Consider the following 21,734-nt stretch of genomic DNA (forward strand, 5'->3'; position numbering starts at 1 on the left):
CATACTATCGCTCTATTTTTAACGCGCTGTTAATATTTTTCACTAAATTAAGCTATTCATTAAGCAATATTTAGATAATGCAGTAAGATTAAAAAAACATTACCCACAATGAATGAGGATTTTTATAATGTCAGAACATTTTTCGGTTGAACGCGGTTTATTTGATGATGTGATGGTGCCAAACTATGCACCTTCAGCGATTATTCCTGTACGCGGTCAAGGTTCTCGAGTGTGGGATCAACAAGACAAAGAATATGTAGATTTTGCCGGCGGTATTGCTGTTAGTTCTTTAGGTCACTGTCACCCAGCTTTAGTTGGTGCTTTAAAAGAGCAAGGCGAAAAGATTTGGCATTTATCAAATGTTCAAACCAATGAACCAGCATTACGTTTAGCAAAAAAATTAGTTGATAGTACTTTTGGTGAAAAAGTTTACTTTTGTAACTCAGGTGCCGAAGCTAATGAAGCAGCACTTAAACTAGCTCGTCGTTGGGCATTAGACGTACATGGCGCTGATAAAACACAAATCATTGCTTTTAAGCAAGGCTTCCATGGCCGTACTTTCTTTACCGTTACTGTTGGTGGTCAAGCGGCCTATTCTGATGGCTTTGGTCCAAAACCAGGTGATATAGATCATGCTGAGTACAATAACTTAGATAGCTTAAAAGCATTAATCTCTGATAAAACTTGTGCTGTTATGATTGAACCATTACAAGGTGAAGGCGGAATTATTTCACCAACTGATGAATTCATTAAAGGTGTTCGTGCTTTATGTGATCAACACAATGCATTATTAATTTTTGATGAAGTGCAAACAGGTGTTGGCCGTTTAGGTCACTTATACGCATACATGGATTTAGGTGTTACTCCTGATATCTTAACTTCTGCTAAAGGCCTAGGTGGCGGTTTCCCTATTGGTGCTATGCTAACAACTACTGATATTGCTAAGCACCTTAAAATAGGTACTCACGGCAGTACTTATGGCGGCAACCCATTAGCTTGTGCTGTTGCGGAAGCAGTACTAGATACAGTAAACACTGATGAAGTTTATGCTGGTATCAAAAGCAAAGCTAAACTTTATGTTGATGGTTTAAATGCAATCAATGCTAAATATGATGTTTTCTCTGAAATTCGTGGTAAAGGTTTATTAATTGGCGCGGTTTTAAATGAAAAGCACCAAGGTAAAGCAAAAGCATTTTTAAATGCAGCTATGGATGAAGGCGTTATGGTATTAGTTGCCGGCGCAAACATTGTTCGCTTTGCACCTTCACTAGTTATTCCTAATGAAGATATTACCCTTGGTCTAGCGCGCTTTGAAAAAGCTATTGCTAGCTTAGTTTAGAGTTTAACTAAATCTAAACTAGCCTAGTCAGTGCTAATAGCTACTTGTTTGAGCCACATCGATTTAAACAAGTAGCCTCCCCCTTTCATCGAGAGCAATTATGATCATTGTACGTCCGATTAAAAAAAGTGACCTGAAATCTCTATACCAAATTGCGGTTGACTCAGGTCACGGCTTTACTTCACTCCCTGTGAATGAACAATTACTGCAACAACGTATCCACCACGCTGAAGAGTCGTTTGCCAAAGATGTTAAAGAAGCTGGCAACGAAGGCTATCTTTTTGTAATGGAAGATACCGAAACCGGTGAAGTAGTAGGTACTAGTGGCATTGAAGCAGCTGTAGGTTTAGATGATGCCTTTTATCACTATCACCTAGGTAAAGTTGTCCACAGTTCACGTGAACTAAATATATACAATACCGTTGAAACTCTGTCTTTGTGTAATGACTACACCGGCGCCAGCGAAATTTGTACGTTATTTTTAAGTGATAGCCATCGTAAAAATAATAATGGCCGCTTTTTATCGCGTTTCCGTTTTCTTTTTATCGCTGAACACAAAGAGCGTTTTTCTGACACCATCATTGCTGAAATGCGCGGTATATCAGATGAAAATGGCAGCTCACCATTTTGGCAGTGGCTTGAAGAGCACTTTTTCTCAATGGACTTTCCGACCGCCGATTACTTAACTGGCATAGGTAAAAAAGTATTTATTGCTGAATTGATGCCTAAGTATCCAATTTACGTTAATTTGCTCAGCAAAGAAGCGCAAGCAGTAATCGACAAGGTACACCCGAAAACAGTACCAGCGTTGCGCTTATTAGAAGCTGAAGGTTTTGCCCGACGTGGTTATGTTGATATTTTTGATGGTGGCCCAACGGTTGAGTCTCATGTTAACAATATCAGAACAGTAAACCACAGTAAGCGTTGCCAAGTGATCATCGGCGAAGTGCAATCTACCGATAATTACATTATCTGTAATAGCAAAGTTGATGGTTTTAGAGCAACACAAGCACCACTTTCATTACGTGACACCGCTAATCAAGTAGTGATTAGCCAAGAAGTGGCTGATGCGTTAATGATCGGTGAAGGTGATTGGGTGCGCTTGGTAGCAAACTAGCTCCTAGCTAATACCTAACGAATACCAAGTTAACACCTAGGCTATTTGCTTAGCAGAACAACTTCACGATTTAGCGTGGCTAGCACTAGCCACTGATCAAATTACTAATGGTGACAGCGACACTCTCTGTCACCACTATCAATGAGAAGGAAATACCATGTCTCACACAAATCCAGTTCAATTTATTAATGGTCAATGGCAAGCAGGCTTAGGTCATGATGTTAGTTCATCTAACCCCGCTCGTAATGAAGTTATTTGGCAAGGTAAAACAGCCAGTGCTGAGCAAGTAAACGAAGCGGTATTAAGCGCTCGTCAAGCATTTGAAAGCTGGGCAAATATTAGCTTAGAAGAACGTGTAGCTGTGGTAACTAAATTTGCTGAATTATTAGCTGAAAACAAAGATGCCTTAGCAACAACAATTGCCTTAGAAACAGGTAAGCCAAAGTGGGAAACTACTGGTGAAGCCGGTGCTATGGTAGCTAAAATAGCTATTTCACTTAAAGCTTACAACGAACGTACTGGTACGGTTGAAAACCCTATGCCTGGCGCTAAAGCATTTATACGTCATAAGCCTCATGGTGTGGTAGCTATTTTTGGCCCTTATAACTTCCCAGGTCATTTACCTAATGGCCATATAGTGCCAGCATTAATCGCCGGTAATACTATTGTATTTAAGCCAAGTGAATTAACGCCGCGTGTAGCTGAAGAGATGTTAAAACTTTGGGAAAAGGCTGGTTTACCTAACGGTGTAATTAACCTAGTTCAAGGTGAAGTAGAAACAGGTAAAGCCCTAGCGAGCCATAAACTTATTGATGGTTTATTTTTCACTGGTAGCTCAACTACTGGTCATTTGTTACATGAACAGTTTGCTGGTCAGCCAGGTAAAATTCTTGCATTAGAGATGGGTGGCAATAATCCACTTGTTGTTAAAGACGTTAGCGATATTGATGCTGTTGTGCATGATATTGTGCAATCTGCCTTTGTAACTACGGGCCAACGTTGTACTTGTGCACGACGTTTATTCATTGAAGCCAATGAACAAGGTGATGCAATATTAGCTCGTCTTATCGAAGTAACTAAAAACTTAACCATTGGTTATTTTGATGATGAAGAGCAGCCATTTATGGGCTCTATGATCTCTGAAAAAGCGGCACTTAGCTTAGTAGCTGCACAAGATAAATTATTAGCCTTAGGTGCAACATCAATTGTTGAACTTAAACACTTAGAAGCGGGCACTGGTTTTGTTTCACCGGGCATAATCGATGTAAGTGACATTATTGCTGATATTCCAGATGAAGAGTACTTCGGTCCACTAGTGAAAGTTTATCGTTATACTGATTTCGATAAAGCTATTGATGAAGCTAATAACACTGGTTTTGGTTTATCTGCTGGTTTGTTATCTGACAGCGAAGAGTCATACAACCACTTCTTTACCCGTATTCGTGCTGGTATTGTTAACTGGAACAAGCCTATTACTGGCGCTAGCAGCGCAGCACCATTTGGTGGTATTGGCGCTAGTGGTAACCACAGAGCCAGCGCGTTTTATGCAGCTGATTATTGTGCCTACCCAATCGCTTCAGTTGAAGCGGAAAAAGTTAGCTTACCTGAAACATTAACACCTGGTTTAAAATTCTAAATGCAAAACGACAATACTCTTACTTCAAAAAAACTTACCGATATTACTGGTAATGATTTTAGCCAAGCTTATGAAGAGTTTCTTAAGCAAGGCGACTTTATTTCATTAACACGCCAGTTTGAGCAAGGTTTTACCCAAACTGGTCGAGATAACCAGCTTAGCTTCAACGTCAAGAAAGCTAAAGTGAGTATACTCGACACTGGTATCTTGTTAGTTGAGCCTGAAAATTCAACTACATCGGTTAAGCCTAGTAAGAGTATTGTCATTTCTTCGGCAATTCATGGTAATGAAACTGCCCCGATTGAAATTGTCCAACAACTCATAAGTGATATTGTTGCACAAAATATTCAAGTGAAGCACCGAACTTTATTCATCATGGGTAACCCTGTAGCGATGAATATTGCCAAGCGCTTTCAAACTGAAAACTTAAACCGCTTGTTTTGTGGTAAACATCAAGATATTGCACCTTGTTTTGAAAAAGATCGTGCTGAAAAACTAGAAACTTATGTTAGTGATTTCTTTAATGCTGGCACAGATTCAAGTGATAGTGATGTAACTAACTATCACTATGATCTACATACTGCTATTCGTAACTCCAAACATGAAAAGTTTGCTATTTACCCTTACCAAGGTGATAAGCCTTGGGACAAAGAACAGCTAAGCTTTATGGCTGCTTGTGGCGTTAACACTATTTTATTTGGTCATGGCCCAACTGGCACATTCTCCTATTACAGTAGTGCTAATTTTTCAGCCCATGCATTTACCGTAGAATTAGGTAAAGTAAGACCTTTTGGTGAAAATAATATGGCTAACTTCTCGGCCATGACAGAAAAGCTAACCGCTCTTATTTGTGATGAAGACCTGTTATTAAATAGCTTTGATAATAAAGACTTTAATTTATATACCGCACTTGGTGATATCACTAAAGTTAGCAATAATTTCAAGTTATTTATTGATGACTCAGCCAGTAACTTTACCGATTACCCGGTTGATACTTTATTATCAACTGATACCGGTGAAGAGTATCGAACTACACAGCCTGGTGAGAGTATTGTCTTTCCTAATGCTAAGGTCGGTAATGGTCAGCGCGCAGTATTAATGGTGGTGCCAACTACACTGTCATAAGCTCATGCCTTATAAGTTCTCTGCTATATAGCCCTTAAATCATTACCAAAGAAGGGCTATTGATTCTCCCTAGCTAAAAACGCTACACTAACTGCTATACTCAAACAAAAGTACTATTCATAAGCAAAGGTAAGTAAAGCAATTATGGTTACAGACACTGACGGTTATATTCAAATTATTGAGTACCTTACCGAACATCTTAGTTTATTTGAAAATGCCAAAGCACCAGAAAAAGCTAGTGAAACTGTGATGTCAGCCATTGAAGTAGAGCTTTGTGAGCAAATAATTAGCGTTTGTAGTCAAAATCCAAACCTGACGTTTAATCAACGTAATGCCATTATTCGCGAAGTTGATGCCATCGTCTATGACTTAGAAGAGATTCTATCTGGTGTTATCAACAACCCAGTTAATACTGAGCAATTAGCTTTTATTCGTGAATTTGCCGGCTTAATCAAAAATCTATTTGATAGCGTTATCCACAAAGATTAACCCTGCTAAGGGTTAATTCATCTTTTGAATTAGCCTTACTAAACAGTACTGCTCCCATCTATACCCGTTACTAATCAAGATGCATGTTTCAGAGTGCTTAAACTACTTCAATTCAAGGCGCTGTGAAGAAATAATGGTTATTCCATTATAAGCCACAGCAACGATGAAGTGATGTGGTTCAAGCGCTTCTTCGATGGGTTTAAAATGACTTTATACAGCGTTAAATAATCAAAGCATAGAATAACTATTCTTAAATTACTCTCCTCTCCTAAACACATTTTTAATTCCCACTGATATCCTGCACTTTGAATGGTATGGGTATATAAACTCTATTACACATTACAACTGGTGATGGCGCTTCAACTTAGATAGAATCCCTCTATATATTATTTATAATCATTAATTAAAAATAGAGTCCACAATGAAAGCACAAGTAAAATGGTTAGGCGAAGAGTTATTCATGGGCACCTCGGAAAGTGGTCATACTATGGTTTTAGACGCTAATGGTGGCAACCTAGCTCCTAGCCCGATGGAAGGTGTGCTAATTTCTCTGGGCGGTTGTTCTTCAGTAGACGTTGTGAGCATTTTACAAAAAGCGCGACAAAAAATCACTGCTTGTCATGTAGAAATCGACGGTACTCGTGTCGATAGCGTACCTGCGCTGTTTGAAAAGATACATCTACACTTTGTTATTACTGGTACTGATGTTGCTGCGAAACACGTAGAACGAGCGGTAAGTTTATCTGCTGACAAATATTGCTCCGTGGCGTTAATGCTTAATGCGAAAGTAGACATTACTCACGATTTTGAAATTATTGCGGCTACTTAACTTTTCTTTATGCAAACTGACACTAAAATTGCCCTGTATGGCTTTAATAATTTAACGAAGAGTTTAAGCTTTTCGTTATACCGGGTACATTATTTAGTGGCTACCCAAGCTGTTACTGATTATCATACTTACATCAATGAGACTTATAACGGTAGCCGTCTTGAGGAATTACTGACTAAGATTTGCCATGCCATCGGTGGTAATGTGTTAAATATTGCCAGCCAAGATTACACCCCTCAAGGAGCGAGTGTAACTTTGATGATGTCAGAAGAGGCAAAGCCTGAATCTTTAGTCGCTCATTTAGATAAAAGCCACTTGTGTATTCACACCTACCCCGAAGAAACAGCCCAAGACAATATCGCCATTTTCAGAGCCGATATCGAGCTATCAACCTGTGGTGTCATTTCTCCCTTGAAGGTCTTGGATTATGTTATTGAGGCTTTCTCAGCTGATGTTGTTGATATAGATTATCGTATTCGAGGTATGACTCGCGATCAACAGGGAAAAAAGTGCTTCAGTGACCATGACATCATGCAGATTAGTGATCATTTAGCTAATGATACCCTTGATAGGTACCAGGTCAAAGACAGTGTGATGGCAGCAAATAACTTATTTCATTGTAAGTTAGCAAGACATTCTATTGACTTAAAGCAACATGTTTTCAACCTAGCTAATAATCACATCACAGCTTTTGATGAAGAACGAATCAAACAACAGCTAGCATTTGAGCTTAATGAACTTTTTATCGGCAAAGCAATGGGATAAATTGATTGAAAACCTTCCTGCTATGAAAATTAACATCTTTATATTAAAAAGCCCTTAGACAAATAATTGTCTAAGGGCTTTTTAATAAAGTGATTAAATTTAACAGCTATTTGACTCACTGACTAAATAAGTGTTAATAACCATAGAAAGCAACTGTTATAGACTCTACAAATCACTCATCCAATCAAGTTGCTTATTGGCTTGAGTTTTACGCTCTATCAAATCTCTTATTAGCGGCGTAAGTATAAGCTCCATTGCTAAACCCATCTTGCCACCTGGAACCACAAGGGTATTAATACGTGACATAAATGAACCGTCGATCATACGAAGGTAATATTGAAAATCAACATTCTTCACTTCACGAAAACGAATAACCACAAAGCTTTCATCTAAGCTTGGAATTGCTTTAGCACTAAAGGGGTTTGAAGTATCCACCGTTGGCACACGCTGAAAGTTAATATGAGTACGGGAAAACTGCGGGGTAATAAAAGAGATGTAATCTTCCATACTGCGGACTATACTCGCGGTGACGGCTTCTCTACTGTGGCCACGCTTATTGGTGTCCCTAATTATTTTCTGGATCCACTCTAGATTGACAATCGGTACCATACCAATGAGCAGATCGACATGTTTAGCAACATCGTTATCTTTAGTGACCACGCCACCATGAAGTCCCTCGTAGTACAATAAGTCAGTACTGTCTCCGAATTCTTCCCATGGTGTAAAAGTACCAGGCATTTGATTGAAAGGTACAGCTTCATCAAAAGTATGCAAATAGCGCCTAATTTTACCTTTGCCCGTTTCGCCATAGTCACGAAAGAGCTTTTCCAGTGCGGTAAAATCATTAGCCAAATCACCAAAATAACTAATATTATTTCCTACTTCTTTTGCCTTTCTCTTTTCCATATCCATTTCTTGGCGGGAGAAGCGATGAAAACTATCACCTTCAACATTTACCGAAGTAATGCCAAGCGTTCTAAAAATATGTTCAAAAGAGGCAGTAGTAGTAGAGGTGCCCGCTCCCGATGAGCCGGTAACAGCAATTATTGGATTTCGTGATGACATAAGGGCTCAAGAGTAATCTAAAGTACAATAGATATTTTATACGGTGAATTAACGTTTAGGTCAAGGAAAGCGACCTGTTTAACGACGAAAGCGTCATTATTTATGGAATCACCTACATTTAAGGCAATAAAAAACGGAGCCTAAGCTCCGTTTTTATAAGTATAATTTAGTAAACTAAATTATGCTTCTGCTGATTCTTCAACTACTTCAGGAGCATCTTCTACTACTGGGCGGTCTACTAATTCAATATAAGCCATAGGCGCTTTATCACCAGTACGGAAACCACATTTTAAAATGCGAGTGTAACCACCTGGACGTTCTTGGTAACGAGCACCAAGTTCGTTGAATAAAATACCTACTACTTCTTTATCTTGTGTACGAGCAAATGCCAAACGGCGATTTGCAACACTGTCGATCTTAGCCAATGTAATCAATGGCTCTACTACCATACGTAGTTCTTTAGCTTTAGCTACAGTCGTTTTAATAACGCCGTGCTTAACTAAAGAGCTTGCCATATTGCGGAACATCGCTTTACGATGACTGCTATTACGGTTTAACTGGCGACCGCTTTGACGATGACGCATAAGTTAATCCTTCTCTCAAACTATTAAAAAAATGATGATCGAACTAGTCGTTGTCAACAATGCTTTCAGGTGGCCAGTTTTCTAGACGCATGCCTAGAGACAAACCACGCGACGCTAACACGTCTTTGATTTCAGTTAGAGACTTCTTACCTAAATTAGGCGTTTTCAGAAGTTCAACTTCAGCACGTTGTACTAAATCACCAATGTATTGAATTGCTTCTGCTTTTAAACAGTTAGCTGAACGAACAGTTAATTCAAGATCATCAACAGGACGAAGCAAGATTGGGTCGAATAATGGTTTTTCTTCCACTTGTTCAACTTCTTTGATATCACGAAGTTCTACAAACGCATCAAGCTGTTCAGCAAGAATTGTTGAAGCACGACGGATAGCTTCTTCTGGATCCAATGTACCATTGGTTTCCATATCCAAAATTAATTTATCTAAATCGGTACGTTGTTCAACACGTGCAGACTCAACATCATAAGCAATTCTGACTACAGGGCTGAATGAGGCGTCAACCAACAAACGGCCTATAGCACGATCTTCTTCCTCGGCATCGCGACGAACTGAAGCAGGTACGTAACCACGACCCATTTCAATTTTAATGCGCATACTGATAGCACCTTCACCTGTTAGGGTGCAGATAACATGTTCCGGATTAGTAATAGTTACATCACCGTCATGTTGAATATCAGCTGCCGTTACAGGGCCTTCACCAGACTTTGTTAAAGTTAGAACGGCTTCATCTTTGCCTTCTAAAATAACAGCTAGCCCTTTAAGGTTTAACAATATTTCGATGATGTCCTCTTGAACACCTTCTTTACTACTGTACTCATGTAAAACGCCATCAATCTCAACTTCAGTTACGGCACAACCCGGCATTGAAGATAGAAGAATGCGACGTAACGCATTACCTAAAGTGTGACCAAAACCACGTTCTAGTGGCTCTAAAGTTACTTTAGCGCGACGAGGGTTGATATTTTCAATACCAACCATGCGTGGTCTAAGGAATTCGGTTACAGAACCCTGCATATATGTCCTCTCTTAAAGTGCAACTCTACTTAGAGTAAAGTTCAACAATCAACTGTTCATTAATTTCGGCAGATAAGTCAGCACGATCTGGAACACGTTTGAAAACGCCTTCAAGCTTCTTAGTATCTACTTCAACCCAAAGTGGTTTCTCACGTTGATCAGCTAATTCTAAAGCAGCGATGATACGCGCTTGAGTTTTAGACTTCTCACGAACAGAAACAGTATCTTCAGCTTTAACAGTGAAAGATGGAATATTAACTACTACGCCATTTACCACGATAGCCTTATGGCTAACTAATTGACGGGCTTCAGCACGAGTGCTTGCATAACCCATACGGTAAACTACGTTATCTAAACGAGTTTCTAAAAGCTGTAACAAGTTTTCACCTGTGTTGCCTTTTTGACGTGCCGCTTCTTTGTAGTAATTACTGAATTGTTTTTCAAGCACGCCGAAAATACGACGAACTTTTTGTTTTTCACGAAGTTGAACACCATAGTCTGATAAACGACCGCGACGGGCGCCATGTTGACCTGGTATTGTTTCGATTTTACATTTAGTGTCAATTGCTCTAACACCACTTTTAAGGAACAAATCTGTTCCTTCGCGGCGACAAAGTTTTAACTTAGGACCTAAATATCTAGCCATTTTCTTTCTCCAACTATCCTAAAAAGTGCGATTAAACGCGACGTTTCTTAGGAGGACGACAACCATTATGAGGAATAGGTGTTACGTCAGTAATGTTGGTGATTTTAAAACCAGCAGCATTTAAGGCACGGATAGCAGATTCACGACCTGGACCTGGACCTTTTACGAACACTTCAATATTCTTCAAACCAAACTCTTTTGCAACAGCGCCAGCGCGGTCTGCAGCTACTTGCGCAGCGAACGGAGTTGATTTACGTGAACCACGGAAACCTGAACCACCGGCAGTCGCCCAAGATAAAGCATTACCTTGACGGTCTGTAAGAGTCACGATTGTGTTGTTGAAAGAAGCATGGATATGAGCCATGCCATCAGCAACTTGTTTTTTTACGCGTTTACGCGTACGAACTGGTGTTTTAGCCATTGTCTAGTTCCTCTTACTTCTTAATTGGCTTACGAGGACCTTTACGGGTACGCGCATTTGTTTTAGTGCGTTGACCACGTAGAGGAAGACTGCGACGATGGCGAATGCCACGGTAACAACCTAAATCCATAAGACGTTTAATGTTCATTGAAACTTCACGGCGTAAATCACCTTCAACGGTAAATTTATCCACTTCTGCACGTAGCAAATCAATTTTTGCTTCGTCCAGTTCACTGATCTTTGTTGATTCAGCGATACCAGTAGCTGCACAAATTGCTTTCGCACGTGTAGCTCCAATACCGTAAATCGCAGTAATGGCGATTACTGCATGCTTACGATCAGGGATGTTAATGCCAGCGATACGGGCCACTAATCACATCTCCTATTATTAATTTAAATTACTTTGGTTGGAAAGCCCGTTAGGATACCCAACCATTCTATTTTTCTGCAAATCGAAGCGGCATTATACAGAATATTCTACATAATGCCACTTCTAAAAGATTTTTGATTAAAAACTAATCTTAACCTTGTCTTTGTTTGTGCTTTGGTTCAATGCAAAGAACGCGAATCACGCCTTTACGTTTTACCACTTTACAATTACGACAAATCTTTTTTACGGATGCACGTACTTTCATTTTATACTCCGTTAACTAAATCAGTTCGGTCTAACGACCGTAACCTTTTAAGTTTGCTTTCTTAAGTACATTGTCATATTGATGAGACATCATATGAGTTTGTACTTGTGCCATAAAGTCCATAATCACAACCACGATAATCAATAATGATGTACCGCCGAAGTAGAACTGTACGTCCCACGCCATGATCATAAACTGTGGAACCAAACAGACAAAGGTAATATACGCCGCACCACATAGGGTTAAACGTGTCATTACTTTATCAATATATTTGGATGTTTGTTCACCTGGACGAATCCCTGGAATGAACGCACCTGACTTTTTCAAGTTATCTGCTGTTTCACGCGGATTGAAAACAAGAGCCGTGTAAAAGAAACAGAAAAATATAATTGCTGCCGCTAACATCATTACATACAAAGGTTGTCCTGGAGACATAGCTCCTGAAACACCTTGTAAGAAATCAGCTACCGGGCCGTCACCTTGACCAAACCAGCTCGCAAGCGTGCCTGGGAACAAGATTAAGCTTGAGGCAAAGATTGGCGGTATAACACCAGCCATATTCACTTTCAACGGTAGATGTGTACTTTGTGCAGCAAACACCTTACGGCCTTGCTGACGTTTAGCGTAGTTAACAACAATGCGTCGTTGACCACGTTCTACAAATACTACTAAGAAAGTTACTGCAAATACCACAACGCCGATTAGCAACAATACTAATAAGTGCAATTCACCTTGACGCGCCATTTCAGCTGTTTGACCAACTGCAGATGGCATGCCAGCAACAATACCTGCGAAAATAATAATCGAAATACCATTACCGATACCACGTTCAGTAATTTGCTCACCTAACCACATTAGAAACATGGTACCCGTGATCAAACTAACTACTGCGGTGAAATAGAAACTAAAACCTGCGTTTATAACAAGCCCTTGCATCATATCCGGTAAACTTCTGGCAATCGCTATCGATTGTACTGTTGCTAGAACTAAAGTGCCGTAGCGTGTGTATTGGCTGATTTTACGACGTCCAGCTTCACCTTCTTTCTTAAGCTCTGCCATTGCGGGATGAACCACAGTAAGCAATTGCATAATAATAGAAGCTGAGATGTACGGCATAATACCAAGTGCCAATACTGAGGCTCGCTCAAGTGCACCACCGGAGAACATGTTAAACATCTCTACAATGGTGCCCTTTTGTTGTTCAAAGAACTGAGCTAATACAGCGGCGTCAATACCAGGGATTGGCACAAAAGACCCTAAACGAAGCACAACTAAGGCGACGAATACGAACCATAATCTTTGTTTCAACTCAGACAAACCGCCTGCGCCTTTACTACCTTGTGAAGTAGCCATTCCTGGTGTAGCCATTATGTATTATTCCTCGATTTTGCCACCAGCAGCTTCAATAGCTGCTTGTGCGCCTTTAGTTACTGCAATGCCACGTAATGTAATTGGACGAGTAATTTCGCCAGATAACATAACTTTAACAGCTACGATATTACGTGTAATTAGACCAGCGTCTTTAAGTGCATGAATATCAACAACATCGCCTTTGATAAGGTTTAATTCATGTAAACGAACTTCAGCGCGAACTAAAGACTTACGTGAAGTAAAACCAAATTTAGGTAAACGTTGTTTTAATGGCATTTGACCACCTTCAAAACCTGGACGAACACTACCGCCAGAACGAGACTTCTGACCTTTGTGACCACGACCACCAGTTTTACCGATGCCTGAACCAATACCACGACCACAGCGCTTTTTAGCTTTGTGAGATCCCGGTGCAGGGGATAAAGTATTTAAATGCATAATTAATCCTCCACCTTAACCATATAGTAAACCTTGTTGATCATACCACGTACAGATGGAGTATCTTCTAACTCAACTGTATGATTGATACGACGTAGACCAAGGCCTTTTAATGTAGCTCTATGCTTCGGTAAACGACCGATAGAACTTTTTATTTGAGTTACTTTAACTGTTTTAGACATGCTCAATTACCCCAAAATTTCTTTAACGCTTTTGCCACGTTTAGCTGCCATATCTTTTGGTGAATGCATATTCACTAAAGCTGAAACAGTAGCGCGAACTACGTTAATTGGGTTAGTAGAACCGTATGCTTTTGACAATACGTTCTGAACGCCTGCAACTTCAAGTACTGCACGCATCGCGCCACCGGCGATGATACCTGTACCGTCAGAGGCTGGTTTCATGAAAACTTTAGAGCCTGAATGCTTGCCAGTAATAACATGTTGAAGAGTAGTACCCTTCAAGTCAATAGTTACTATGTTACGGTGTGCTTTTTCCATTGCTTTTTGGATTGCAGCAGGCACTTCACGTGCTTTACCGTAACCAAAACCAACACGACCATTACCGTCACCAACTACTGTTAGTGCAGTAAAACTGAAAATACGACCACCTTTAACCACTTTTGAAACGCGGTTAACGGCGATTAACTTTTCAGCCATATCGCTTTGTTGTGAGTTTTCTTGCTTATGATTAGCCATTATAAACCCTTAGAATTGAAGACCAGCTTCGCGAGCTGCTTCTGCTAACGCTTTTACGCGACCATGGTAAAGGAAACCAGAGCGATCAAAAGCTATCTTAGAGATACCTTTTGCTACAGCACGTTCAGCGATTGCTTTACCTACTGCAGTTGCTGCTGCAACATTACCTGTTTTTTCAATTAAAGCTGCAACTTCTTTGTCTAAAGTAGACGCAGATGCGATTACTTCAGAACCCGTAGGAGCGATCAATTGAGCGTAAATGTGACGAGGAGTACGGAATACAACTAAACGATTCGCACCCAACTCGCTAATTTTTGCACGAGCGCGTTTAGCGCGGCGCAAACGAGATGTTCTCTTATCCATAGTATTACCCTACTTCTTCTTAGCTTCTTTACGACGAACGTTTTCATCAGCGTAACGAACACCTTTACCTTTATAAGGCTCAGGTTTACGGTATGCACGAATGTTCGCAGCGGTTTGACCAACTAAATGCTTATCACAACCTTTCAGTATGATTTCAGTTTGGCTAGGAGTTTCACAAGTAATTCCTTCAGGAATTGTATGTTTGATTGGGTGTGAAAAACCTAAAGATAAGTCTAAAGACTTACCAGCAGCTTTGGCACGGTAACCAACACCTTGTAAAACTAATTTCTTTTCAAAACCTTTACTAACACCTTCAACCATATTATTGATTAAAGCACGTGTAGTACCGGCTTGAGCCCAAGCGCCTTTAACATCAGCAACGATATTAGTAATGATGTTGTTTTCTTCTTGAGAAACAACAACGTCACTATGGATCGTGCGAGATAATTCGCCTATTGGACCTTTAACTGTAATGTCTTGACCTGATAACGTAATGGTAACGCCAGCAGGAACAACGACATGTGCTTTAGCAACACGAGACATATTATTCTCCTTACTCTACGAAACCAAGAACTTCACCGCCGATACCCGCAGAGCGAGCGGCACGATCCGTCATCAAACCTTTAGAAGTCGAAATGATCGCAATACCCATGCCAGCAAGAACTTTAGGAAGTTCATCACAGCTTTTGTATATACGAAGACCAGGACGTGAAACACGTTTGATCACTTCAATTACTTCTTTACCTTCAAAATATTTCAATGTAACAGCAAGTTCAGGCTTAACTTCGCCTGATACTGAAAACTCTGAAATATAACCTTCTTCTTTAAGTAAAGTAGCAATTGCAACTTTAACTTTTGAAGATGGCATTGTAACTGCAACTTTTGCTGCAGATTGACCGTTGCGGATGCGTGTAAACATGTCCGCGATAGGATCAGTCATCATAACCATTTACTCCCGTGAATTACCAACTAGCTTTCTTAAGACCTGGAACTTCACCACGCATCATAGTTTCGCGTAATTTAATACGGCTTAAACCAAATTTGCGTAAGAATCCATGTGGACGGCCAGTAATAGCACAACGATTACGTTGACGACTACTGCTCGAATCACGAGGTAAACTTTGAAGTTTCAATACAGCATCCCAGCGTTCTTCATCAGAAGAATCAGTACCAGAGATGATTGCTTTTAGTGCAGCACGCTTTTCAGCATATTGTGCTACTAACTTGGTTCTTTTAGCTTCACGAGCTTTCATTGACGTTTTAGCCATAACTCTACACCTTCTTCTGGAACGGGAAATTGAAGGCGGACAATAAAGCTAGTCCTTCTTCATTATTTTTCGCGCTAGTAGTAATAGTGACATCTAAACCACGAATCTTATCGATTTTATCGTATTCGATTTCAGGGAAGATGATCTGCTCACGAACGCCCATGCTGTAGTTACCACGACCATCGAATGACTTAGGATTTAAGCCACGGAAGTCACGGATACGAGGAATAGAAATAGAGATAAAACGCTCTAAAAATTCCCACATACGTTCGCCGCGTAGAGTTACTTTTGTACCAATAGGGTAGCCTTCACGAATCTTGAAGCCCGCAACTGATTTGCGTGCTACTGTCGTTAGCGGCTTTTGCCCTGAGATTGCAGTAAGATCATTTGTGGCGTGTTCTAAAACTTTCTTATCAGAAATAGCCTCACCAACGCCCATATTAAGGGTGATCTTTTCAATCCGAGGGACTTGCATGACACTTTTATAACCAAATTGCTTTTGCAATTCCGCTACAACTGTATCTTTATATAAATCATGCAGTTTCGCCATCGTTTACTCCAATTATATTATTTCGTTGTTAGACTTGAAAAAACGAACTTTTTTGTCGTTTTCAATTCTAAAACCAACACGATCTGCTTTGCCCGTTGCTGGGTTAACAATCGCTACGTTGGAAACTTGTAAAGGTGCTTCTTTTTCAATAATCCCACCAGGCTGCTGTAACTGAGGTACAGGCTTAGTGTGTTTCTTGATTAAGTTAATACCTTCTACGAATACTTTGCCGCTTTCAACAAGAACTTTAGTGACTTTACCAGTCTTACCCTTGTCTTTGCCCGCAAGTATAATTACTTCATCATCACGACGAATCTTAGATGCCATTATCGTGACTCCTTATAGTACTTCAGGTGCTAATGATACGATCTTCATAAATTTTTCATTACGAAGTTCACGTGTCACAGGCCCGAAAATACGAGTACCAATTGGTTGTAAGTTTGCATTCAAAATTACAGCCGCGTTTTCGTCAAAACGGATAGCAGAACCATCTGTACGACGAACACCTTTCTTAGTGCGCACCACTACCGCAGTAACAACATCACCTTTTTTTACTTTACCGCGAGGACTTGCTTCCTTTACGGCAACTTTGATGATATCACCAATGCGTGCATAGCGACGGTGCGAGCCACCAAGAACCTTTATACATTGAACACGCTTAGCGCCACTGTTATCAGCAACATTCAGCTGTGATTGCATTTGGATCATTGATTTTTGCTCCATTGTCATCTTTTTTAAGTTGAGATAAATATCAACAAAAACAAAAGATAAATTATAATTCAAGGCCAGAAATTTGACCCGTCACTGCCTTTTGAAAGACCCCCGCTTCGGTTAGAATTTAGACATAAAAGTCATAACTCAAACTTAACGGGCGCGAGATTATAACACCACTTATACAAAAGTGATAGCCTAATTAGCTAAAAAACAAACAGTACATCATTTACCGCTTTATCGGATAAAAGATTAAATCCCATATTCAGATTGTCAGGGTAAAAGTCACGGGGCCATCGTTTAGCAGTGCTACTTTCATATCAGCGGCAAACTCCCCTGTAGGCACTTTAAAGCCTTCTTGACGTAATTGCCCAACAAAATACTGGTATAAGGTATTGCTCAACTCAGGGTTTGCTACGGTAGAAAAGCTAGGTCGCAAGCCTGAATTAGTATCTGCAGCTAGGGTAAATTGAGATACCACTAAGATATCGCCACCTGCTTGTTTGACATTTAAATTCATTTTGTCATTTTCATCGCCAAAAATACGATAACCTGCAACACGCTGTGCTAAACGTTTAGCCTTAGCTTCATTATCTTCTGGTTCAATAGCAAGAAACACTAATAAGCCATGACTAATCTCGCCAATGACTTGGTTATCAACAGTAACGCTTGCTTGACTGACACGCTGTAGCAAAGCTATCATTTCATTTGCTCTTCATTTGTTGGTGGTAGGTTTTCTTCTTTAGGTATTTGTTCTTTTAACGCTTGGTCTTTTAGACCTTGATCTTTCAACCCTTGCTCTTTCAACAAAGGGTACTCTTGTAAAGATACAGTTATCATGGCTCCCACCAAGACAATAAGCCAAGAAACATAGACCCATAAAAAAATAATAGGAATAGTTGCTAATGCACCATAGATTACTTGGTAAGAAGGAAATGCTGCAATATATAGGGCAAAAGCTTTTTTCGCAAATTCGAATAACACCCCTGCCACAAATGCGCCCGATATTGCGTACTTAAAAGGTACCGCTTTATTAGGCACTGCCATGTAGAGAATAACAAAGGCAATAATGGAGGAAAGTAATGGCAGTAGTCGTAAAAAAACATCAAACAAGCCTAAAATATCATACTGATCAACCGCGACTATCGACACTATATAAGAAGATAAGGCAATACTAGCACCAACCAATATTGGTCCTAACGTTAATACCATCCAATACATGGCGAATGAGGTTATCGTCCGGCGTTTATCTGTTACTCGCCAAATTTTATTAAAGGTATTATCTATTGAAGAAATCAATAACAGTGCTGCGACAAACAAGAATGATATAGCGACAGCCGACATTTTTGAAGCATTGGCGACAAAGCCGGTTAAATATTCTTGTACCACATCGCCTGCTGCAGGGACAAAGTTTTGATAAACAAATTGTTCAACGGTCTGTTGCAGCTCTGCAAATAGCGGGAAAGCTGTCATTACCGATAACATAACGACTATTAGCGGTACTAATGACATCAAACAAACATAAGATAGATAACCCGCGACTACTTGGATTTGTTCACGTTTAACACGTCGGCTAAAATAAAATAGCAGCCCTTTATGTTTATGCCAATACTCGCCAATACTTGTTTGCTTGAATGCACTCATATTTGTTAACAATTTACCGATTTGTCATATTTGTTGCATATATTAAGATAGCGTTAATGAATTAGCCAGTATGATACTGGTATTGATAAAATAAAAACGGAGTAATTGATGGCCATTCAAGGTTCGGCGGGAAATGTAATTTCCGCTATTTGTAATGTATTTTTCCCTGGTTTAGGGCAACTGGTACAAGGTAGGCTAATGGCAGCAATAATTTTTGCCATTGTCTGTGTTGGGGGTTATGCACTATGGTGGATGGTGATTCCAGCGGTTATCGCCGGAATATTCCATTTATGGTCAATTATAGATGCCGCAACCTATAAAAATAACACTTAATGAGCTGGGTTTTTTATACCTAACTTATCAACCAAAACGCGGCGCGGAAATAAAGCTAACATGCTCATTTTCAGCTGTTGGCTCTGTTTCATCATAACGATTAATTTCCGCCAATAAAGCGGATAGCTGTTGGATTTGTTTTGGGTTAGCTTTACCTTGACTGAAAATTTGACTTAGCTCTTGAAGTTTTTTTAATTGTGCTGGGGACATAATACAATTCCTTTTGTTGGCAAATAAAGCAGGGGTTTGCTGCTGCTTGATAACTTTAAGCCTAGTTACAAATAAACAACTCTGCTGCTTTATTTTTAAAGTAGAAGTAACAAGATATTAATATCTTATTACCACTTAACTGTTTGGTGCCATAAAACAGTGACTTAATGACAATAGCTAGCTTCTTTGTCGACAACACTGACAGCAATTGCAGATATGTCTCACAGCGGGGGATTTACCCTCCTATACATCAGAACAATTGCTCAGGAGAATGTGCGCCCTGCATTCTCTAATAAGTGGCATCCATGCCACGTCTGCATTATCTTCATAAGGTACGTCCTGTACCGTCTGATTTATCTATTAAGTGGCATCCTTGCCACATTGTATTGTCTAATAAATTACATCCATATAACGTCATAGCACAGCAATACCCGTACATCCTGTGCTTAACGTATTTGCTCACTCCTAGACATCCTGTCTTCGTGACACCCGTACATCCTGTATTATCTTTAGATAATAAAAAACGCCTATCACTTTCGTGATAGGCGTTTTTTTTAAACGTTACTAAGGTGGTCAGTAATTACTTACTGCCTCTACCTTCGCGTTTACGTTCATTTTCTTTTAAGGATTTTTTACGAATACGAATATTCAGAGGTGTTACTTCTACCAACTCATCATTATCAATAAACTCTAAAGCTTGCTCTAAAGACATTAAGATAGGTGGCGTTAATGTTTGTGCTTCATCAGTACCTGAAGAACGAACGTTAGTTAACTGCTTGCCTTTAAGTGCATTAACAGTTAAATCGTTATCGCGGCTATGAATACCAATAACTTGACCTTCATATACATCAATACCGTGCCCAATCATCATACGGCCACGTGACTGTAAGTTGAAGATAGCGTTAGTAAGCGCTTTACCAGTTGCGTTAGCAACCATTACACCATTTTTACGTTGGCCAATTTCACCACCTTTATGAGGACCATATTCGAAGAATGAATGGTAAATCAAACCAGAGCCTGACGTTAACGTCATAAATTCAGTTTGGAAACCAATTAAACCACGACTTGGCATAATGAAATCCATGCGAATACGACCAGTCCCATCAGGTGCCATGTCAGTTAATTCAGCTTTACGGATACCCATTTTTTCCATGATCGAACCTTGATGTTGCTCTTCAACATCAATAGTTACTGTTTCATAAGGTTCTTGTAATACACCATCAACCATACGTTCAATAACTTCTGGACGCGAAACAGCTAACTCAAAACCTTCACGACGCATGTTTTCAATTAAGATACCTAAGTGAAGCTCACCACGGCCTGACACTTTAAATTTATCAGGATCAGGTAACTGCTCAACACGTAATGCTACGTTGTGTACTAACTCTTTTTCTAAACGCTCTTTAATGTTGCGCGAAGTTACGAACTTACCTTCTTTACCACAGAATGGTGAAGTATTTACTTGGAAAGTCATGTTGATGGTTGGTTCATCAATAGATAACGCAGGCAGGCCTTCTACTTCTTTAGGACAACAAACGGTATCTGAAATTTTCAATTCACCTAAACCGGTAACCGCAATGATATCACCAGCAAAACCTTCTTCAATATCATGACGTTCTAGGCCTAAGTAACCAAATACTTTACCTACTTTAGCGTTATGTATACCGCCACTAGCTAGCTGTATAGTTACTTGTTGATTTGGCTTAACACTACCACGCTTAATACGACCAACACCGATTACACCTAAGTATGAGCTGTAATCAAGTTGAGAAATTTGCATTTGGAATGCGCCTTCAGGATCGGCATCTGGTGCCGGTACTTCAGAGATAATAGTATCAAATAAAGGTGTCATATCAGTACCAACAACGCCTTCTTCTAAAGAAGCCCAACCGTTGATTGCTGAAGCGTAAACAACTTTAAAGTCAAGTTGTTCATCAGTAGCACCTAAGTTATCGAACAATTCGAAAACTTGATCCATAACCCAATCAGGACGAGAACCAGGCTTATCAACTTTGTTGATAACTAAGATAGGTCTTAAACCTTGAGCAAACGCTTTTTGCGTAACAAAACGCGTTTGTGGCATAGGGCCTTCTTGTGCATCAACAATCAATAGTACTGAATCAACCATTGACATAACACGCTCTACTTCACCACCAAAATCAGCATGGCCAGGAGTATCTACGATGTTTACACGGTAGTCGCCCCAGTTAACAGCGGTATTTTTAGCTAAAATAGTAATACCACGTTCTTTTTCAATATCGTTTGAATCCATAACACGTTCGTCATGGCCAGCACGCGCATCTAAAGTACCTGATTGCTCAAGTAATTTATCAACTAAAGTGGTTTTTCCGTGGTCAACGTGGGCAATGATTGCCACATTTCTTAATTTATCTAACACAGGCTTTACTCGCTGTTACTATCGTTAATCGCTATTCCAGCGGATTACCGAAATAGGGCTATAATT

Annotated in this window: 30 protein-coding genes; 8 read left to right on the top strand and 22 right to left on the bottom strand. The window is 39.8% G+C overall.

Annotated elements, in window-relative coordinates:
* The first annotated feature begins 127 nt into the window (after positions 1–127).
* The 7 genes from HRT55_RS15400 (at position 128) to speD (ending at position 7,300) form a co-directional block, all read left to right on the top strand.
* On the top strand, positions 128–1,339 hold the full coding sequence (locus HRT55_RS15400; protein WP_291622689.1) for an aspartate aminotransferase family protein: 1,212 nt from the start codon (positions 128–130) through the stop codon (positions 1,337–1,339).
* Between the two features lie 100 nt (positions 1,340–1,439).
* The gene (astA, locus tag HRT55_RS15405) at positions 1,440–2,456 is read left to right on the top strand and encodes an arginine N-succinyltransferase (protein ID WP_291615629.1); all 1,017 of its coding nucleotides are present in this window, start codon (positions 1,440–1,442) and stop codon (positions 2,454–2,456) included.
* A gap of 157 nt (positions 2,457–2,613) precedes the next feature.
* Positions 2,614–4,092, top strand: a complete 1,479-nt coding sequence (gene astD, locus HRT55_RS15410) for a succinylglutamate-semialdehyde dehydrogenase (RefSeq protein WP_291622690.1) — start codon at positions 2,614–2,616, stop codon at positions 4,090–4,092.
* Complete coding sequence (gene astE, locus HRT55_RS15415) at positions 4,093–5,217, top strand: succinylglutamate desuccinylase (protein WP_291622691.1); 1,125 nt, start codon at positions 4,093–4,095, stop codon at positions 5,215–5,217. It abuts the gene before it with no gap.
* A 144-nt stretch (positions 5,218–5,361) separates the two neighbouring features.
* On the top strand, positions 5,362–5,706 hold the full coding sequence (locus tag HRT55_RS15420) for a DUF3802 family protein (RefSeq protein ID WP_291622693.1): 345 nt from the start codon (positions 5,362–5,364) through the stop codon (positions 5,704–5,706).
* A 421-nt stretch (positions 5,707–6,127) separates the two neighbouring features.
* On the top strand, positions 6,128–6,535 hold the full coding sequence (locus tag HRT55_RS15425) for an OsmC family protein (RefSeq protein ID WP_291622695.1): 408 nt from the start codon (positions 6,128–6,130) through the stop codon (positions 6,533–6,535).
* Between the two features lie 9 nt (positions 6,536–6,544).
* Entirely contained in the window at positions 6,545–7,300 is a 756-nt protein-coding gene (speD, locus tag HRT55_RS15430) for an adenosylmethionine decarboxylase (RefSeq protein WP_291622697.1), read from the top strand.
* Between the two features lie 165 nt (positions 7,301–7,465).
* Here the strand turns inward: speD and HRT55_RS15435 are convergent, their stop codons facing one another.
* The 20 genes from HRT55_RS15435 to HRT55_RS15530 form a co-directional block, all read right to left on the bottom strand.
* Entirely contained in the window at positions 7,466–8,365 is a 900-nt protein-coding gene (locus HRT55_RS15435) for a phosphoribulokinase (RefSeq protein ID WP_291622698.1), read from the bottom strand.
* A 179-nt stretch (positions 8,366–8,544) separates the two neighbouring features.
* Positions 8,545–8,949: a 50S ribosomal protein L17 gene (gene rplQ / locus HRT55_RS15440; RefSeq protein ID WP_291622700.1), complete on the bottom strand. Its 405-nt coding sequence runs from the start codon at positions 8,947–8,949 to the stop codon at positions 8,545–8,547.
* Positions 8,950–8,992: 43 nt separating this feature from the next.
* On the bottom strand, positions 8,993–9,982 hold the full coding sequence (rpoA, locus tag HRT55_RS15445; protein ID WP_291622702.1) for a DNA-directed RNA polymerase subunit alpha: 990 nt from the start codon (positions 9,980–9,982) through the stop codon (positions 8,993–8,995).
* Positions 9,983–10,007: 25 nt separating this feature from the next.
* Positions 10,008–10,628 (bottom strand): 30S ribosomal protein S4, encoded by a 621-nt coding sequence (rpsD, locus tag HRT55_RS15450; protein ID WP_291622704.1) that lies wholly within the window; start codon positions 10,626–10,628, stop codon positions 10,008–10,010.
* Between the two features lie 31 nt (positions 10,629–10,659).
* Positions 10,660–11,049 (bottom strand): 30S ribosomal protein S11, encoded by a 390-nt coding sequence (gene rpsK, locus HRT55_RS15455; RefSeq protein WP_011041474.1) that lies wholly within the window; start codon positions 11,047–11,049, stop codon positions 10,660–10,662.
* Positions 11,050–11,062: 13 nt separating this feature from the next.
* Complete coding sequence (gene rpsM, locus HRT55_RS15460) at positions 11,063–11,419, bottom strand: 30S ribosomal protein S13 (protein WP_011041473.1); 357 nt, start codon at positions 11,417–11,419, stop codon at positions 11,063–11,065.
* Between the two features lie 151 nt (positions 11,420–11,570).
* Positions 11,571–11,684, bottom strand: coding sequence for a 50S ribosomal protein L36 (gene rpmJ, locus HRT55_RS15465; protein WP_081967783.1), 114 nt, complete (start codon positions 11,682–11,684; stop codon positions 11,571–11,573).
* Between the two features lie 30 nt (positions 11,685–11,714).
* Entirely contained in the window at positions 11,715–13,037 is a 1,323-nt protein-coding gene (secY, locus tag HRT55_RS15470; protein WP_197061183.1) for a preprotein translocase subunit SecY, read from the bottom strand.
* Between the two features lie 21 nt (positions 13,038–13,058).
* Positions 13,059–13,493, bottom strand: a complete 435-nt coding sequence (rplO, locus tag HRT55_RS15475; protein ID WP_291622713.1) for a 50S ribosomal protein L15 — start codon at positions 13,491–13,493, stop codon at positions 13,059–13,061.
* Between the two features lie 2 nt (positions 13,494–13,495).
* The gene (gene rpmD, locus HRT55_RS15480; RefSeq protein WP_058026240.1) at positions 13,496–13,675 is read right to left on the bottom strand and encodes a 50S ribosomal protein L30; all 180 of its coding nucleotides are present in this window, start codon (positions 13,673–13,675) and stop codon (positions 13,496–13,498) included.
* 6 nt (positions 13,676–13,681) lie between these two features.
* The gene (gene rpsE, locus HRT55_RS15485; RefSeq protein ID WP_019026709.1) at positions 13,682–14,191 is read right to left on the bottom strand and encodes a 30S ribosomal protein S5; all 510 of its coding nucleotides are present in this window, start codon (positions 14,189–14,191) and stop codon (positions 13,682–13,684) included.
* A 9-nt stretch (positions 14,192–14,200) separates the two neighbouring features.
* The gene (rplR, locus tag HRT55_RS15490) at positions 14,201–14,554 is read right to left on the bottom strand and encodes a 50S ribosomal protein L18 (RefSeq protein WP_291622718.1); all 354 of its coding nucleotides are present in this window, start codon (positions 14,552–14,554) and stop codon (positions 14,201–14,203) included.
* 9 nt (positions 14,555–14,563) lie between these two features.
* Positions 14,564–15,097 (bottom strand): 50S ribosomal protein L6, encoded by a 534-nt coding sequence (gene rplF, locus HRT55_RS15495; RefSeq protein ID WP_291622720.1) that lies wholly within the window; start codon positions 15,095–15,097, stop codon positions 14,564–14,566.
* A 10-nt stretch (positions 15,098–15,107) separates the two neighbouring features.
* A complete protein-coding gene (gene rpsH / locus HRT55_RS15500) occupies positions 15,108–15,503 on the bottom strand; it encodes a 30S ribosomal protein S8 (RefSeq protein ID WP_291622722.1) in 396 nt (131 codons plus the stop codon).
* A gap of 13 nt (positions 15,504–15,516) precedes the next feature.
* Positions 15,517–15,822 (bottom strand): 30S ribosomal protein S14, encoded by a 306-nt coding sequence (gene rpsN / locus HRT55_RS15505; RefSeq protein ID WP_291622724.1) that lies wholly within the window; start codon positions 15,820–15,822, stop codon positions 15,517–15,519.
* A gap of 4 nt (positions 15,823–15,826) precedes the next feature.
* Positions 15,827–16,372, bottom strand: a complete 546-nt coding sequence (gene rplE / locus HRT55_RS15510; protein ID WP_033081913.1) for a 50S ribosomal protein L5 — start codon at positions 16,370–16,372, stop codon at positions 15,827–15,829.
* 12 nt (positions 16,373–16,384) lie between these two features.
* The gene (rplX, locus tag HRT55_RS15515; RefSeq protein ID WP_291622729.1) at positions 16,385–16,699 is read right to left on the bottom strand and encodes a 50S ribosomal protein L24; all 315 of its coding nucleotides are present in this window, start codon (positions 16,697–16,699) and stop codon (positions 16,385–16,387) included.
* A gap of 12 nt (positions 16,700–16,711) precedes the next feature.
* Entirely contained in the window at positions 16,712–17,080 is a 369-nt protein-coding gene (gene rplN / locus HRT55_RS15520) for a 50S ribosomal protein L14 (RefSeq protein ID WP_019026716.1), read from the bottom strand.
* A 268-nt stretch (positions 17,081–17,348) separates the two neighbouring features.
* Entirely contained in the window at positions 17,349–17,786 is a 438-nt protein-coding gene (gene dtd, locus HRT55_RS15525; RefSeq protein WP_291622731.1) for a D-aminoacyl-tRNA deacylase, read from the bottom strand.
* Positions 17,783–18,727 (bottom strand): virulence factor BrkB family protein, encoded by a 945-nt coding sequence (locus HRT55_RS15530; RefSeq protein ID WP_291622733.1) that lies wholly within the window; start codon positions 18,725–18,727, stop codon positions 17,783–17,785. Before HRT55_RS15530 ends, dtd begins: the two co-directional genes overlap by 4 nt.
* A gap of 108 nt (positions 18,728–18,835) precedes the next feature.
* Between HRT55_RS15530 and HRT55_RS15535 the strand changes: the two genes are divergently transcribed.
* Positions 18,836–19,060, top strand: coding sequence for a hypothetical protein (locus HRT55_RS15535; RefSeq protein WP_291622735.1), 225 nt, complete (start codon positions 18,836–18,838; stop codon positions 19,058–19,060).
* 27 nt (positions 19,061–19,087) lie between these two features.
* Here the strand turns inward: HRT55_RS15535 and HRT55_RS15540 are convergent, their stop codons facing one another.
* Entirely contained in the window at positions 19,088–19,270 is a 183-nt protein-coding gene (locus tag HRT55_RS15540; protein ID WP_291622737.1) for a hypothetical protein, read from the bottom strand.
* Between the two features lie 580 nt (positions 19,271–19,850).
* A complete protein-coding gene (typA, locus tag HRT55_RS15545) occupies positions 19,851–21,668 on the bottom strand; it encodes a translational GTPase TypA (protein ID WP_291622739.1) in 1,818 nt (605 codons plus the stop codon).
* Positions 21,669–21,734: the final 66 nt, after the last annotated feature.

This window comes from Colwellia sp. (genome assembly GCF_013214175.1).
Taxonomy (GTDB): Bacteria; Pseudomonadota; Gammaproteobacteria; order Enterobacterales; family Alteromonadaceae; genus Colwellia.

Bases quoted from the DNA above. Each gene is read 5' to 3' on its own strand.
- HRT55_RS15400 (WP_291622689.1), top strand. From the start codon at position 128: ATGTCAGAACATTTTTCGGTTGAACGCGGTTTATTTGATGATGTGATG.
- astA (WP_291615629.1), top strand. From the start codon at position 1,440: ATGATCATTGTACGTCCGATTAAAAAAAGTGACCTGAAATCTCTATAC.
- astD (WP_291622690.1), top strand. From the start codon at position 2,614: ATGTCTCACACAAATCCAGTTCAATTTATTAATGGTCAATGGCAAGCA.
- astE (WP_291622691.1), top strand. From the start codon at position 4,093: ATGCAAAACGACAATACTCTTACTTCAAAAAAACTTACCGATATTACT.
- HRT55_RS15420 (WP_291622693.1), top strand. From the start codon at position 5,362: ATGGTTACAGACACTGACGGTTATATTCAAATTATTGAGTACCTTACC.
- HRT55_RS15425 (WP_291622695.1), top strand. From the start codon at position 6,128: ATGAAAGCACAAGTAAAATGGTTAGGCGAAGAGTTATTCATGGGCACC.
- speD (WP_291622697.1), top strand. From the start codon at position 6,545: ATGCAAACTGACACTAAAATTGCCCTGTATGGCTTTAATAATTTAACG.
- HRT55_RS15435 (WP_291622698.1), bottom strand. From the start codon at position 8,365: ATGTCATCACGAAATCCAATAATTGCTGTTACCGGCTCATCGGGAGCG.
- rplQ (WP_291622700.1), bottom strand. From the start codon at position 8,949: ATGCGTCATCGTCAAAGCGGTCGCCAGTTAAACCGTAATAGCAGTCAT.
- rpoA (WP_291622702.1), bottom strand. From the start codon at position 9,982: ATGCAGGGTTCTGTAACCGAATTCCTTAGACCACGCATGGTTGGTATT.
- rpsD (WP_291622704.1), bottom strand. From the start codon at position 10,628: ATGGCTAGATATTTAGGTCCTAAGTTAAAACTTTGTCGCCGCGAAGGA.
- rpsK (WP_011041474.1), bottom strand. From the start codon at position 11,049: ATGGCTAAAACACCAGTTCGTACGCGTAAACGCGTAAAAAAACAAGTT.
- rpmJ (WP_081967783.1), bottom strand. From the start codon at position 11,684: ATGAAAGTACGTGCATCCGTAAAAAAGATTTGTCGTAATTGTAAAGTG.
- secY (WP_197061183.1), bottom strand. From the start codon at position 13,037: ATGGCTACTTCACAAGGTAGTAAAGGCGCAGGCGGTTTGTCTGAGTTG.
- rplO (WP_291622713.1), bottom strand. From the start codon at position 13,493: ATGCATTTAAATACTTTATCCCCTGCACCGGGATCTCACAAAGCTAAA.
- rpmD (WP_058026240.1), bottom strand. From the start codon at position 13,675: ATGTCTAAAACAGTTAAAGTAACTCAAATAAAAAGTTCTATCGGTCGT.
- rpsE (WP_019026709.1), bottom strand. From the start codon at position 14,191: ATGGCTAATCATAAGCAAGAAAACTCACAACAAAGCGATATGGCTGAA.
- rplR (WP_291622718.1), bottom strand. From the start codon at position 14,554: ATGGATAAGAGAACATCTCGTTTGCGCCGCGCTAAACGCGCTCGTGCA.
- rplF (WP_291622720.1), bottom strand. From the start codon at position 15,097: ATGTCTCGTGTTGCTAAAGCACATGTCGTTGTTCCTGCTGGCGTTACC.
- rpsH (WP_291622722.1), bottom strand. From the start codon at position 15,503: ATGGTTATGATGACTGATCCTATCGCGGACATGTTTACACGCATCCGC.
- rpsN (WP_291622724.1), bottom strand. From the start codon at position 15,822: ATGGCTAAAACGTCAATGAAAGCTCGTGAAGCTAAAAGAACCAAGTTA.
- rplE (WP_033081913.1), bottom strand. From the start codon at position 16,372: ATGGCGAAACTGCATGATTTATATAAAGATACAGTTGTAGCGGAATTG.
- rplX (WP_291622729.1), bottom strand. From the start codon at position 16,699: ATGGCATCTAAGATTCGTCGTGATGATGAAGTAATTATACTTGCGGGC.
- rplN (WP_019026716.1), bottom strand. From the start codon at position 17,080: ATGATCCAAATGCAATCACAGCTGAATGTTGCTGATAACAGTGGCGCT.
- dtd (WP_291622731.1), bottom strand. From the start codon at position 17,786: ATGATAGCTTTGCTACAGCGTGTCAGTCAAGCAAGCGTTACTGTTGAT.
- HRT55_RS15530 (WP_291622733.1), bottom strand. From the start codon at position 18,727: ATGAGTGCATTCAAGCAAACAAGTATTGGCGAGTATTGGCATAAACAT.
- HRT55_RS15535 (WP_291622735.1), top strand. From the start codon at position 18,836: ATGGCCATTCAAGGTTCGGCGGGAAATGTAATTTCCGCTATTTGTAAT.
- HRT55_RS15540 (WP_291622737.1), bottom strand. From the start codon at position 19,270: ATGTCCCCAGCACAATTAAAAAAACTTCAAGAGCTAAGTCAAATTTTC.